This is a genomic window from Methanomassiliicoccaceae archaeon (assembly GCA_034928305.1).
Classification (GTDB): Archaea; Thermoplasmatota; Thermoplasmata; order Methanomassiliicoccales; family Methanomethylophilaceae; genus VadinCA11.
On sequence record JAYFOZ010000002.1, the window covers coordinates 406,118 to 419,020 of the forward strand.

Below are 12,903 nucleotides of genomic sequence, written 5' to 3' on the forward strand. Positions count from 1 at the left end.
GGGAATCGCACGGGCAGAGTAAGACGCTGGAGAAAGAACCCGTTGTGGTAAAGCTGCTCACTTCCGAAAAGTCCAGAGCCCCACGGCATGTGGATGATAAACCGCGGGCGTTATCGACGTTCTGCGGCGAGGCACCCATGTGTGAGGATTCCTCATAAGTTGAGGATGAAGCGTAAGGTGTCCGATGATCCCGAGAAAACTCCCTGGATGGAGCGATTTCTTGGTATGGTGAAGACCCCGCGCAAGGCCCCACGCGTGCTACCTGTTTTTTCTTGTTTGCTGTTTATTGGCTCAATGTCTATTTTTGAAATCGGTCGAGAGCAAAAACTCCCGAATCCCCGCATCGTTATCTTCTTTTTTGGGAGTATCGAACGATTCAATGTGTTCTCGACATACGATAAACGTCGGGTCATTAAAGTAAATTATACAGCTGGCAACACGTTTTTTGAGATTTGTGACGTTCTTGATAATAATGCGAGCCGATCGGCGTTCCATCCATGCCCCGTCCGATCTGACCATTCGATTAAAATAAGAATAATTAATACGCGCATGGATGTAACTAGGGATAATTATAAATATTGTATATCACCTATTAGTAGTTGCACGCGTGGGAATCGCACGGGCGGAATAAGAAGGTGGATAAATATTCCATACTGGGCGAGGTCGCTCACTTCCGAAACGCTCAGAGCCCCCAGCATGTGGATGATAGACCACGGGCGTCGATGATGTCTGTGACGAGGTGCCCACATGTGAAGATTCCTCACAAGTTGAGGATGAAGCGTAAGGTGTCCGATGATCCCGAGAAAACTCCCTGGGTGGAGCAATTGCTCGGGAATGGTGACGAGCCGGCGTAAGGCCCCACGCGTGCTATCTAGATTGTTCTCAGAACCTTATGTTGGAAGTTATGTAACGCAGGGCGTACACGTCCTCGAACTTGGCCGAGGGCACGAGGGCCTTCCCGAGGAATCTGGTTTTGTCCCATCTTTTTTCTGACAGCGTCGCCAGGCGGTTCAATATATCTTTTACTTCGGATGCCAAAACATGGTTAAAGAAAAATGAGACGATTGCGGCCGGCAGAGCGTTCTTCATGAAATCATCGATGGCATTCCAGTTCCGATCATCAATATTATCATTGATCTGCGAGAATTTCCGGCGGACTTCAGACATGTGCGAATCGGCGATGACGCCGAGGGTCTCCGCAGGCGTCCCGCTTATAGTTCTTCGGACCCTGTCTCTGATGATCGAAATATCGCCTGTGAATTCCCTGCCTATCCTGTTATAAGAGAATAGTTCCGACAACTCCTGTTTTGTGACGACAAATATGCTTTCTGCCGTGATAGCGGCGTCTGCACCATCATTGACAGGAGATGTAAAGCCGGTATTCTCCATAGATACGGAGGTGCCGCATCCCGGACAGAATCTGGCGCCTTCATTAAGGGAACGACCGCAAACATTGCAATATTTACTCATGGCACCTGGTACTTGCACCGGTCATTTTTATTTTTCTGAACAACTGGTTTTCTCTGTATGTTTAAAGAAATGTTATAAGAAATAAATGGTAAGTCGCGGACAGATTCCAAAACGAATAACTATGGTCCGTATCGGTTTTTAGTGGTGGGCCCGCCCGGATTTGAACCGGAGTCTATAGCTCCCGAAGCTACAAGTATACCAAGCTAGCCCACGGGCCCGACTGAAGCGTGTAGTCCGCATCATGATAAAAAGATTTGTGTTGAAAAGGTTTACAGTATCATATTGCGCAGGACATACTGGAGTATCCCGCCGTTGGCCAGATAATCGATCTCCGCCGGTACGTCCGCCCTGCAGACCACGTCGAATTCCAATTTCTTGCCGTCCCTGTAGGCGGTGACCCCGACCATGCACTTCGGTTCAAGCCCTTCGAGGTCGATGTCGAACGTCTCCTTTCCGTCGAGCTGCAACTTCTCCGCGTTCTGGCCTTCTAGGAACTGCAGCGGGACGATACCCATCCCGATCAGGTTCGAACGGTGTATTCTCTCAAAGGATTCGGCGATGACCGCCTTCACGCCCAGGAGGAGCGGACCTTTGGCCGCCCAGTCCCTTGAGCTTCCGGTCCCGTACTCCTTTCCGGCCAATACGATCAGAGGGGTCCTCTCTTCGATGTATTTTTCGGACGTCTCGAATATCGTGCCGACGCTCTTGTCGGGGAAATATACGGACCTGCTTCCTTCGGACCCCGGGACGAGCTGGTTCTTGAGGCGGATGTTGGCGAACGTTCCGCGGACCATGATATCATGGTTCGCCCTGCGCGAGCCGTAGGAGTTGAAGTCTTTCTTTTCGACACCGCGCGCCATCAGATATCTTCCTGCATCGCTGTCGGCGGGAAAATCCCCCGCCGGGGAAATGTGGTCGGTAGTGATCGAGTCTCCCAGCTTGGCGAGGCACCTTGCGCCCTCGATGTCTTTTATCGCCGGTTCTTCGAATATATCGTCGAAGAAAGGCGGGTTGCGTATGTAGGTGGAGCTCTCGTCCCATTTGAAAAGAGGGGACTTCTCGTACGGGATCTTATCCCATCTCTCGGACCCCTTGAAGATGTTGCGGTATTCTTTAGAGAACGTCTCCGAGTTGACGAACTCCTTCTTAACCTTCTCGATGTCCGCATCGTCGGGCCAGAGGTCCTTCAGGTAAACGTCCCTTCCGCCGGCATGTGCGATCGGCTCGTTCTCAAAATCGATGTCGATCCTTCCCGCGATGGCATATGCGATCACAAGGGGCGGCGAGGCCAGATAGTTGGCCTTTACCAACGGGTGTATCCTTCCCTCGAAGTTGCGATTGCTCGACGCTACCGCCGCAACAGCAAGGTCGTTAGCTCTTATCTGTCTCGACACGTCGTCGGACAGAGGTCCGCTGTTGCCTATGCATGTCATGCATCCGTAACCGCAAACCTGGAATCCGAGCTTCTCCATGAACGGCAGCAGCCCGGACCTCCTCAGATATTCGGTGACCACTTTCGATCCCGGAGCGAGAGATGTCTTCACAAAGTCCTTCTTCTCCAATCCAAGCTCGCAGGCCTTTTTGGCGAGAAGTCCTGCCGCTATCATCACTGACGGATTGGCGGTGTTCGTGCATGAAGTGATGGAAGCGATAACGACCGAGCCGTCTCCCAGCATGTCCGAGGCAGGCTCTCTCTTTTTCACAACGCCCAGATCTCCGAGGGTTCCCTCGAAGGACTCTTTCATCTTCGAAAGAGGTATGCGGTCCTGGGGCCTCTTGTGCCCGGCGAGCGAAGGCTCGACCGTTCCCAGATCGAGCTCCAGCGTGTCTGTGTACTCCGCTTCGCCGTTGTACCAGAGAGTCTGTTCCTCGGCGTACTTCTTCACCGAATCGATGTGCTTTGGGTCCCTTCCGGTCAGTTTCAGGTATTCGATGGTGTTTTCGTCAATGGGGCAATATCCCATCGTTGCGCCGTACTCCGGGGCCATGTTTGCCAATGTGGCGCGGTCGGCAAGTTCGAGTCCGGAATAGCCAGGGCCGCAGAATTCTACAAATTTACCTACGACTCCCTTTTTCCTGAGCATCTGCACGCATGTGAGCACCAGGTCGGTGGCGTTCACTCCCGGCTTCAATTTGCCTTTGAGTCTGAAACCTACGACGTCGGGCAGCTTCATGTAGCTGGGCTGCCCCACCATCACCGCCTCGGCCTCTATCCCTCCCACTCCCCATCCTGCTACTCCCAGTCCGTTGATCTGGGTCGTATGGGAGTCGGTTCCGAAGCATGAATCCGGATATGCGGTCTTACCTGTGCAGCCGTCCTTGACATGTACTACCGGTGAAAGATACTCGAGGTTCACCTGGTGGCATATTCCGTTTCCGGGAGGGACCACGCGGAAGTTCCTGAACGAGCCCTGGGCCCATTTGAACAAAGCGTACCTCTCTTTATTTCTGTCGAACTCGAGCTCTTCGTTGAGGTCCTGTGCGTCAGGTCTGCCCGCATAATCGGTCTGTACGGAATGGTCGATGACCAGATCCACCGGGACAAGCGGGTCTATGATCGACCCATCGAATCCCAAACCGTCCACGGCGGCCCTCATGGACGCCAGGTCGGCGACGGCCGCGCCTCCAGTAAGGTCCTGCAAAAGGACCCTGGCAGGTATCCACGGTATCTCGTCGTCCGAATTCTCTTTCGGATTCCAAGACGCGGCCGCGACCACGTCCTTGTCGGTGATAAGTTTGCCGTCCCGCTGTCTGAGCATGGATTCGACTATGATTTTGATCGAATAGGGCATCTTGGAGAGGTCTTTGATTATCCCCTTCTCTTCAAGTTCCCTGAGGCTGTATATGTCGATCCTACCTTCATCGGTATCGATTGTTCTGATGCATTTCCCGACCTCAGTCATGCTTTATCTCCTGACACCCTTTAGTCGTGTGTAATATAATAAACTTCGAGTTTAGGTTCAGTGCATCATTCTTCGGGATTCTTCGTCAACTCGGACATGTTCTCAGCTCTCATGCACGTCGCACGATAATCCCTACATAAGGCTTACAAGACGAGCGTTTTGTCAAATAAAAGGTGCAGCAAAGGAATGATAAAAGAGTGCGGATAGTAAAATGCCATCGTATGTGCGCACAGCAGGCCTGCCGGGTTTGAAATATCCGTAAACCGTCGCGACCGGTATGGGATTGGACGCGGAGGTCCTTACTTGGATACACGGTAACATGTCCGGCGGAGCCATGGACACGGTCATGAAGTACGTCTCCTGCTCGGGAGACTACGCCGCAGTCTGGATGATCATATCTGCCGCCCTGCTTATTTATAAACCGACGAGGGAGGTCGGCGCCGTTATGGCCGTAGCCGTTCTGCTGGGGCTGGTGCTGAACGATCTCATGATAAAGCCGCTGATCGAAAGGCCGAGGCCGTTCATCGAGGACCCATCGCTGCTGCTCATAATAGATCCTCCCGGCGGCCATTCGTTCGCCTCCGGCCATACGGTCAGGGCGTTCGCCGCGGCGTTCGCCCTGTTCATATACGACAAAAAGTGGGGAACGGTTCTTTTGGCATATGCCTCGCTGATAGGATTCTCAAGGGTGTATCTTATGGTGCACTACCCTTCGGATGTCATAATGGGGGCCCTGATAGGGATAATATGCGCCGTGGCCGCCTACAAAATCGTTGAATATTTTAAGAAAAAGTATGGATGCCCCGGCACTGATGCCGGGGAATGATGTTTATTCCTTGTCCCACTCTTCGAAGAGCTGGGCGATGCCCCTTTTGGCTATGGACCAGGAAGGGACCCCTCCGGTGAGCACAGCTACGTTCACGGCCTCGAGGATCTCCTCTCTCGTAGCTCCGTAGTTTTTGGCAACTTTCGCCTGGGGGTAGACGCAGTCCTCGCATGACCTTATACAGATGCACGCAAGGGCGATGAGCCTCTTGGTCTTCTTGTCTAGCGCACCGTCTTCAAGGATGATCTTGTCCATTTCGTGGATCAGTTTTATCATCTCCGGGTCCAGATCCTTTATGGCCTTCAGGGTCCTGGGTGCGAATCCGCCCATGTTGTCATACATATCGCAGAACTTCTTGCCGCTCATATCACATTCAGAGTCTTTTTTGCATGGCATAGGTGCAAAACAATATGACGGGATAATAAACCATCGCAGTAACGGCCTATCGGTGATTTCAATAACCGAATGACATGCCGTCGCAATTCATGGTCGATGGGCCCGGGCCGTCATTGCGGCAAACTGTTCCCGTACTCCCATTTGAGCATCTCATCTTCGACGATATCTCTCATCACGTCGAAGCTTTCTCTGCTGTTCGCCGCGATCATCGATCCTTCTTCATCATAAGACTCGGGACCATGCACCGAACCGCACACGCCTCCCGCCTCCCTCACGATAAGGGCGCCGGCGGCAAGGTCCCAGGGCTGCAACGCCGCTTCGAAATAGATATCTATCCTTCCTTCGGCGAGCAACGAAAGCTCGTACGCAGCCGTGCCGAAACGCCGTATATCCTCACAAAGGGGCAGGATGCGTTCCGAGATCCTGAAGCACATCGGCGATCTCTCCTTCTTATAGGCGCTCCACGACGTGCAGAACATCGAGTTCGCCAACGGCCTGTCGGAAACACGGATCTCCATGCCGTTAACGGATGCGCCCTTTCCCTTCTCGGCGCAGAACATCTCGTCCGTATAAGGCTGATAGACGATTCCGGCGACCGTTTCGCCCTTCTTACGCAGAGCTATCGAGACCGTGCTTACTCTCAGATCCCTGGCGTAGTTCGCTGTGCCGTCTATCGGATCGACTATCCAGATGCAGTCGCCATCCCCGCTTCTGCCGTCCTCTTCGCCTATGAAGGACGAGTCGGGGATCAATTCCGTGAGGCGTTTCCTCAGGAACCTCTCGACCTTGAAGTCGGCGGTGGTGGCCAGATTCTCCCTGGTGCCTTTGGCATGCACCATAAGACCTCTGCGGTCCAGCATTATCTTTCCCGCTTCCTTGGCCGCTTCCTTGAGTCCGTCCATCGTGCCCATGCGACCGCCTAATGATTATTTCATTCTACCTTTGAAACCCTTTTAATCACATAGATAGGTACGCGCACGATGAGAGACGAAGAGTGGGAGGCGCTGGTAAACAAACTTACCCTGGTCCAGCATGAACTTTACAGCGAAAGGATACCCGCGCTCATCGTCCTCGAAGGGTGCAGCGGAAGAGTGATCGGAAGAATCGCAGGCGATCTTCTGGACAAACTCGAACCTAGGGGCGTCAGATATGCCCATTTCGACCCGGAAAAGCTTTCGAGCCCAAAGGCGCTTCTAGGTTTCCTTGCGTCGACCCCGGGCAAAGGAAAGCTCGGGATATTCGACCGCGGATGGTATTCGTTCATAGCGGAAAACCTCGAGAAAATAACGGGCGAGGAACTGGACCGCATGATATACGAGGCCAATACGTTCGAGAGGTATCTGATAGACAACGGAGTGGTCATAGTCAAGATATTCCTCAAAGCCGAAGCCGGAGAGGTGGACGTATTATCTGAGAAATTCGGTCCGCGTCATAAGAAAAAATCGTTTTTGAACGACGATCACATCGACACCGAGATCTATTGCGGGGAGATAATGAAAGATGTTATCGCAAGGACGGACACCCCGTACGGAAGATGGTCGGAGATAAATATCCAAGAGCCGGAAATCACGGCTTTCAACAGCATTGCCGCCATAACCAACGCCCTGTCTCATAAGCTTAAATATCATCCGTTCTCGCCCACGGAATATCTCACGCCCGGGTGCGGCAATCCAAGGAAGTACGCCGATCTGACGCGCAAGGCGGAGGGCTACAAAGACAAGCTCGAAGAGTACTCGAAAGAACTGTCCAGACTTCAGTCCATCCTTGCGGTAAGCGACCGCTCGCTCGTGGTCGTGTTCGAGGGACGCGATTCCGCCGGCAAGGGGGGCAGCATCAAACGTCTGGCGCACGCCCTCAACCCGAGGGGGTATGCCGCCAGGTCGGTGGGGGTACCGACCACAGAGGAAATGGACCACACATATCTTTGGAGGTTCTGCGCCGACATGCCCGCCGACGGGCACATCGCGATATTCGACCGCAGCTGGTACGGCAGGATGATGGTCGAGCCCATCGAAGGGCTGTGCACCCATGAAGAGTACGTCCGCTCCGCGAAGGAGATAAACGGTTTCGAGAGAGCGATGGTCGATACCGGAGCGATACTTATCAAATTCTGGATGGAGATCAGCAGCGAGGAGCAGCTGAAGAGGTTCAACGCCCGCACGGAGAACCCTCTCAAGAACTGGAAGATCACCGATGAAGATTGGCGCAACCGCGAGAAGTGGGACGTTTACACGGAATACATCGACGACATGATCGAAAGCACAAACACTCGGGAAGCTCCTTGGTATGTCGTGGAGTCCGAGGACAAGAAGTACGGGCGCCTGAAGGTTATGGAGACGGTAATAGAGGTTCTGGACAAAGAGCTGTGCAAACGCTGAGTACGTTGATTGCCGATTCTCGAGTTCGACATTATTAAATAATAAACCGTCTGTCTCAACGGTATGACGGATGAGCTCAGCGAGAAGATCGCAGGAGAGATATCCATGTCGGCGGAGCCCGGGAAGATCGTCCGTAAATGGAGGGAGGAGTTCGGGCTCTCGCAGCAACAGCTCGCGGACAAGATGGGCGTTTCCAATTCTGTTATCAGCGATTACGAGTCCGGGAGACGCAAGTCCCCGGGAGTCGCGGTCGTGAAGAAGATGGTCGAGTCCTTCATCGCTTTGGACAGGATGAAAGGTTCGCCGGTGGCCACCAGATACATGCCGGGGATGAGGAACGAATGTATAATCGCCATGGAGGAGTTCGAAAGCGGTGTCGACCCGGAAATGATCATATCGATCGTTTCGGGAAAGAATCTTAACACAGATAGAACGCCGTCGAAGAAGGTCTACGGCTATACTATCGTGGACTCCCTCAAGGCGATAGTGAACCTCAGTTCCGAAGATTATCTGAAAATATATGGCTGGAACATAGAACGCGCATTGATTTTCACGAACGTGCACTACGGCAGGTCCCCTATGGTGGCGATAAGGGCACACCCTTTGACACCGGCGATGGTGGTGTACCAGAGCCCGGAGAACACGGACCTTTTAGCGATCAAGCTGGCGAAGCTGGAGAAGATCCCCCTCGTCGTGACCGAACTATCGGTGGAAGAACTTGTGAAACGTTTGAACAAACTTAAGGAAGGGAAATGAATGGATGTAGGAATTGTAAGTTATGGAGCATACGTCCCCCGCTACAGGATAAAGCCCGAGGAAATCGGGCGTGTCTGGGGTGCGGACGGCAAAGGGATGGGAAAAGGACTGAAGATCGACCAGAAATCGGTGCCTTCGCCGGACGAGGACGTTATCACCATTTCGTCCGAAGCGGCGAGATACATGATGCAGAGGGTCCCTGAGGTCGACCCCAAGCAGATCGGCGCCGTATACGTGGGATCGGAATCGCATCCCTATGCGGTCAAACCCTCATCGGGAGTCGTGGCCGAAGTAATACAGGCTACGCCAACCCTCACTGCCGCAGACCTAGAGTTCGCATGCAAGGCCGGGACCGCCGGAATCCAGATGTGCATGGGGCTTGTAGGTTCCGGCATGATAAGGTACGGGGTCGCAGTGGGAGCGGACACATCGCAGGGAGCTCCCGGCGACGCGCTCGAATATTCGGCATCCGCCGGAGGCGCGGCATTCCTAATAGGCTCCGAGAAGGTCATCGCCAGGATCAACAAGACCCTGAGCTTCACCACGGACACTCCCGACTTCTGGAGGAGGGAGGGCCAGCCCTATCCGAGCCACGGAGGGAGGTTCACCGGCGATCCGGCATACTTCAAGCACATAACATCCGCGGCAAAGATGATGTTGGAGGACCGCAACACAAAGCCCGAGGACTATGATTACGCAGTGTTCCACCAGCCTAACGGCAAGTTCCCCGAAAAGGTCGCCAAAATGCTCGGTTTCACTCCCGAACAGATCGAGTGCGGCCTGCTGACGCCGTCCATCGGCAACACGTACAGCGGAGCTGTCCCGCTGGGTATCGCAAGCGTGCTCGACAAAGCGAAGCCAGGGGACAGGATATTCGTGACATCATATGGTTCCGGTGCCGGAAGCGACGCCTTCGACATCACCGTTACCGACGAGATAAAGGATTACAAGAGAGAGAACGCCCCGACCCTCGACAAGGTTCTGGAGAACCCGGTTTACCTCGACTACGCCCTGTATGCGAAGTTCAAGGGAACCATCATCATGCCGGAGTGATTAAGATGAGAGAAGTAGCAATTGTAGGTACAGGCGTCACCAAATTCGGTGAGCTTTGGGACAAATCGTTTAGATCCATCGGCATCGAAGCCGGGATCAAGGCGATCGAGGATGCCGGAATGTCAGGTTCTGAAATAGACGGAGTGTTCATCGGAAACATGTCGTCCCGTTTCATCAACCAGCAGCACATCAACGCTCTGATCGCCGACTACTCGGGAATGGCGACAAAGAACATTCCCGCGGTCAGAACGGAATCAGGAGGAGCCTCGGGAGGAGTGGCTTTCAGACAGGGAGTCATGGCTGTCGCGTCGGGAATGCACGAGGCAGTGCTCGTCGGAGGTGCGGAGAAGATGACCGACCTTGACGATGCTTCCACGGCATCGGTCATGGACAGTACCGCCGATGCGGAATGGGAGACCTCCATGGGCCTGACCCTGACATCGCTGTACGCGATGATAGCCAGGCGTCTGATATATGAAGGCACGGCGACACGCGAGGAGATAGCATCGTTCGCAGTGAACGCCCACAAGCACGGCGCGCTGAACCCCAATGCCCAATACAGGAGCCCTATCAATTTGGACACGGTCCTCAGGTCCGGCCCCGTCGCCGAGCCACTGGGCGTCTTCGACTGCGCCCCATACTCGGACGGGGCCGCGGCCGTCGTCCTGGTGCCGTTGGATGTCGCCAAGAAGATGGGAGTGGATTACGTCAAGGTGTCCGCAGCCTGTCAGGCAAGCGATACTCTGGCACTGTTCCAGAGGGAAGATATAACCACATTTAAGGCCACCACCGTGGCTGCAAAAGAGGCTTACAGGATAGCAGGCATCGAAGCAAGCGACATCTGCGTAGCAGAGGTCCATGACGACTATACGGTCGGAGGGGTCATGGCGCTCCAGGACCTGGGCTTCTTCAAGAAGGGCCAGGCCGGCAAGGCGGTCCTCGAAGGCCAGGTAGGACTTGGCAACAAGGTCGCCATCAATACATCTGGCGGCCTGAAGGCCAGAGGCTACCCGGTCGGCGCCTCGGGCGTCGCACAGGTGGTCGAGATAGCAGACCAGCTCAGGAACAAGGCTGACAAGAGACAGGTTCCCAACGCCAAATACGGACTCGCACAGTCCGTCGGAGGAACAGGATCTACCGTAACAGTCAGCATATTGGAGGCGATCTGATGGCAACCGTTGCAAAGGAATGGAGGGAAATTCCTGCGAGGTACAACCTCGAAGGGTCCGAATGCGGAAACTGCGGCAGGAAATACTTCCCGAAGCGCAGCATGTGCCCGTACTGCAGGAGGAACGGGTTCGGAAAAATGCACCCATACCAGGTATCGAGGAAAGGCAAGGTGTTCACCTTCTCGGTGATACACGACGCGCCTGAGTGCAACAAGAGCCTGAAACCTTATGCGGTGGCAATGATCAGGACCGACGACGGCCTCCTGATATCCGGGCAGCTTGTGGACGTGGACATCTCGAAGATCGAGATCGGCCTGCGCGTCCGTTCGGTACTGCGCAAACTGGACGAAGACGGAGCATCCGGAGTCATCCACTACGGATTCAAATTCGTTCCCGACCTTTAAACAGGCCGGACAAACTTCTTACTCTTTTTCAATACTTCATTATGTCCACGGTAGCTATCTGTTCCAGTATGAGGTCCGTGTAAGGTATGGAGCATTTTTTCAGTTCCATGTTGTTTGCAGATACTTCGGTGCATTCTATGAGGGAATCGTCTCTTTCTGCACCGATCTCTGAAAGTGCCAGATCGTCGCATTTTCCGATGATCAGAACAACGAAAGCATCATCGCCATTCTTCGGGCTCATCTTTTTCAGGGCGCGCCCTATCTGTCTGTCCGCCGAAGCGTAAAGTATTGTTTCCGTGAGGAGGTTCCTGGAACGTTGGGTTCCCTGGGAGAATGCCCTCTCGGCGTGAAAGTATGATGATAGCACATGGTCTGCCCCGCATATGAAATCGGGATCGAAAACCACCGCTTCGGCCCCCATCGATATGAAGTGACCTGCAACCTCTTTAGGTTCCTTTTTGCACCTTATGCCTATCACACTGACGGAGGTCATGTCGACCAGATGTCCCGACTACGGTTTTAATTTTGCTCATGTCTTCAGAGCTAAACGGATAAAGTTTATCAAATACAGCGCGGTACGCCTGAGCATAGGAATAATTCCAGGACGCATTCAGATGAAAAACGAATGGATAAAAGTGGCGGCACCCGCCACCACCTCCAACATAGGGCCCGGGTTTGACACTTTCGGACTGGCTCTTAAGGAACCTTATGATGTGATCGAAGGCAGGAAGACCGAGTCAGGTCTGTCCATATCCGAGATATCCGGGCCCGGGAGCGGAAGCATCCCCAAAGACCCGGAACGAAACTCGGTCTGCATCGCGGCCGCCGAGGTTCTAAGAAGATCGGGGGAGAAATTCGGAATCGAGTTTAGGATCAGGAAGGGCATCAGGCCGGGAAGCGGAATGGGATCTTCCGGCGCATCTGCTGCAGGAGGAGCATATCTGGCACATTTAATGTGCGGAGAGAAGCTCAGTGAAAACGAAGTTGTTCTATGTGCCGCTCACGCCGAAGACGTGACTTCCGGAGGATTCCACGCCGATAACGTAGCACCTTGCATCATAGGCGGATTCACCGTTATCAGGTCCTACGAACCGTTTGAAATGATATCGATAAAACCTCCCGAGAACCTCGGGTTGGTAGTGGCGCTCCCAGACATCTATGTGGAGACGAAAGAGGCGAGGAAGGTAATTCCCAAAGAGGTGCCTCTTAAACATCTCATATACCACGCAGGGAACGCCGCATGTCTTGTCCACGGTATGGACACCGGAGACCTGAAGCTCATCGGCAGGTCCGTACAGGACCTTGTTTCTGAGCCCTACCGTACTCATTTCGTCCCACATCTGAAAGAGGCCGAGTCCGCCGCGATGTCCCATGGAGCTTTGGCGTCGTTCCTTGGAGGTTCCGGACCGTGCGTTATGTCGTTCTACGACAAAAACACTCATAAAGGGGACATAATCGCCGAGAGTGTGAAAGCCGTCTTTATCGAGGCAGGCATCGGATGCGACACGTGGGTCACCGATTGCGGAGAAGGTTGCAGGAGGATCTGAA

12 protein-coding genes and 1 tRNA gene are annotated in these 12,903 nt (G+C 53.8%); 7 read left to right on the forward strand and 6 right to left on the reverse strand.

Going from position 1 to position 12,903, the window contains the following annotated elements:
- Nucleotides 1-882: 882 nt before the first annotated feature.
- From VB016_03950 to acnA, 3 genes are all read right to left on the reverse strand, one after another.
- The gene (locus tag VB016_03950; protein MEA4977684.1) at nucleotides 883-1,470 is read right to left on the reverse strand and encodes a zinc ribbon domain-containing protein; all 588 of its coding nucleotides are present in this window, start codon (nucleotides 1,468-1,470) and stop codon (nucleotides 883-885) included.
- 142 nt (nucleotides 1,471-1,612) lie between these two features.
- A tRNA-Pro gene (locus tag VB016_03955) sits at nucleotides 1,613-1,688 on the reverse strand.
- 51 nt (nucleotides 1,689-1,739) lie between these two features.
- Nucleotides 1,740-4,373 (reverse strand): aconitate hydratase AcnA, encoded by a 2,634-nt coding sequence (acnA, locus tag VB016_03960; protein MEA4977685.1) that lies wholly within the window; start codon nucleotides 4,371-4,373, stop codon nucleotides 1,740-1,742.
- Between the two features lie 277 nt (nucleotides 4,374-4,650).
- On the opposite strand from acnA, the gene VB016_03965 reads away from it, so the two are divergent.
- Nucleotides 4,651-5,199 (forward strand): phosphatase PAP2 family protein, encoded by a 549-nt coding sequence (locus VB016_03965; protein ID MEA4977686.1) that lies wholly within the window; start codon nucleotides 4,651-4,653, stop codon nucleotides 5,197-5,199.
- Nucleotides 5,200-5,202: 3 nt separating this feature from the next.
- Here VB016_03965 and VB016_03970 read toward each other — a convergent pair whose 3' ends face one another.
- Both VB016_03970 and VB016_03975 read right to left on the reverse strand, forming a co-directional pair.
- Complete coding sequence (locus VB016_03970; protein MEA4977687.1) at nucleotides 5,203-5,595, reverse strand: carboxymuconolactone decarboxylase family protein; 393 nt, start codon at nucleotides 5,593-5,595, stop codon at nucleotides 5,203-5,205.
- A 110-nt stretch (nucleotides 5,596-5,705) separates the two neighbouring features.
- The gene (locus VB016_03975) at nucleotides 5,706-6,506 is read right to left on the reverse strand and encodes an inositol monophosphatase family protein (GenBank protein ID MEA4977688.1); all 801 of its coding nucleotides are present in this window, start codon (nucleotides 6,504-6,506) and stop codon (nucleotides 5,706-5,708) included.
- 69 nt (nucleotides 6,507-6,575) lie between these two features.
- Between VB016_03975 and VB016_03980 the strand changes: the two genes are divergently transcribed.
- The 5 genes from VB016_03980 to VB016_04000 all read left to right on the forward strand — a co-directional run bounded on the left by VB016_03980 (nucleotide 6,576) and on the right by VB016_04000 (nucleotide 11,355).
- Nucleotides 6,576-7,973, forward strand: coding sequence for a hypothetical protein (locus VB016_03980; GenBank protein ID MEA4977689.1), 1,398 nt, complete (start codon nucleotides 6,576-6,578; stop codon nucleotides 7,971-7,973).
- Between the two features lie 63 nt (nucleotides 7,974-8,036).
- A complete protein-coding gene (locus VB016_03985; protein ID MEA4977690.1) occupies nucleotides 8,037-8,729 on the forward strand; it encodes a helix-turn-helix domain-containing protein in 693 nt (230 codons plus the stop codon).
- Nucleotides 8,730-9,782: a hydroxymethylglutaryl-CoA synthase gene (locus VB016_03990; GenBank protein ID MEA4977691.1), complete on the forward strand. Its 1,053-nt coding sequence runs from the start codon at nucleotides 8,730-8,732 to the stop codon at nucleotides 9,780-9,782.
- Between the two features lie 5 nt (nucleotides 9,783-9,787).
- Nucleotides 9,788-10,951: a thiolase domain-containing protein gene (locus VB016_03995; protein MEA4977692.1), complete on the forward strand. Its 1,164-nt coding sequence runs from the start codon at nucleotides 9,788-9,790 to the stop codon at nucleotides 10,949-10,951.
- A complete protein-coding gene (locus VB016_04000; GenBank protein ID MEA4977693.1) occupies nucleotides 10,951-11,355 on the forward strand; it encodes a Zn-ribbon domain-containing OB-fold protein in 405 nt (134 codons plus the stop codon). Before VB016_03995 ends, VB016_04000 begins: the two co-directional genes overlap by 1 nt.
- Nucleotides 11,356-11,383: 28 nt before the next feature.
- On the opposite strand, the gene cgi121 is transcribed toward VB016_04000, so the two are convergent.
- The gene (gene cgi121, locus VB016_04005; protein ID MEA4977694.1) at nucleotides 11,384-11,848 is read right to left on the reverse strand and encodes a KEOPS complex subunit Cgi121; all 465 of its coding nucleotides are present in this window, start codon (nucleotides 11,846-11,848) and stop codon (nucleotides 11,384-11,386) included.
- Here cgi121 and VB016_04010 point away from each other — a divergent pair.
- Nucleotides 11,847-12,902, forward strand: coding sequence for a homoserine kinase (locus VB016_04010; protein ID MEA4977695.1), 1,056 nt, complete (start codon nucleotides 11,847-11,849; stop codon nucleotides 12,900-12,902). The genes cgi121 and VB016_04010 overlap by 2 nt on opposite strands.
- The last annotated feature ends 1 nt before the right edge of the window (nucleotide 12,903 follow it).

Bases quoted from the DNA above. Each gene is read 5' to 3' on its own strand.
- VB016_03990 (MEA4977691.1), top strand. From the start codon at position 8,730: ATGGATGTAGGAATTGTAAGTTATGGAGCATACGTCCCCCGCTACAGG.
- VB016_03970 (MEA4977687.1), bottom strand. From the start codon at position 5,595: ATGCCATGCAAAAAAGACTCTGAATGTGATATGAGCGGCAAGAAGTTC.
- VB016_03985 (MEA4977690.1), top strand. From the start codon at position 8,037: ATGACGGATGAGCTCAGCGAGAAGATCGCAGGAGAGATATCCATGTCG.
- cgi121 (MEA4977694.1), bottom strand. From the start codon at position 11,848: ATGACCTCCGTCAGTGTGATAGGCATAAGGTGCAAAAAGGAACCTAAA.
- VB016_04010 (MEA4977695.1), top strand. From the start codon at position 11,847: ATGTCGACCAGATGTCCCGACTACGGTTTTAATTTTGCTCATGTCTTC.
- acnA (MEA4977685.1), bottom strand. From the start codon at position 4,373: ATGACTGAGGTCGGGAAATGCATCAGAACAATCGATACCGATGAAGGT.
- VB016_04000 (MEA4977693.1), top strand. From the start codon at position 10,951: ATGGCAACCGTTGCAAAGGAATGGAGGGAAATTCCTGCGAGGTACAAC.
- VB016_03995 (MEA4977692.1), top strand. From the start codon at position 9,788: ATGAGAGAAGTAGCAATTGTAGGTACAGGCGTCACCAAATTCGGTGAG.
- VB016_03980 (MEA4977689.1), top strand. From the start codon at position 6,576: ATGAGAGACGAAGAGTGGGAGGCGCTGGTAAACAAACTTACCCTGGTC.
- VB016_03950 (MEA4977684.1), bottom strand. From the start codon at position 1,470: ATGAGTAAATATTGCAATGTTTGCGGTCGTTCCCTTAATGAAGGCGCC.
- VB016_03975 (MEA4977688.1), bottom strand. From the start codon at position 6,506: ATGGGCACGATGGACGGACTCAAGGAAGCGGCCAAGGAAGCGGGAAAG.
- VB016_03965 (MEA4977686.1), top strand. From the start codon at position 4,651: ATGGGATTGGACGCGGAGGTCCTTACTTGGATACACGGTAACATGTCC.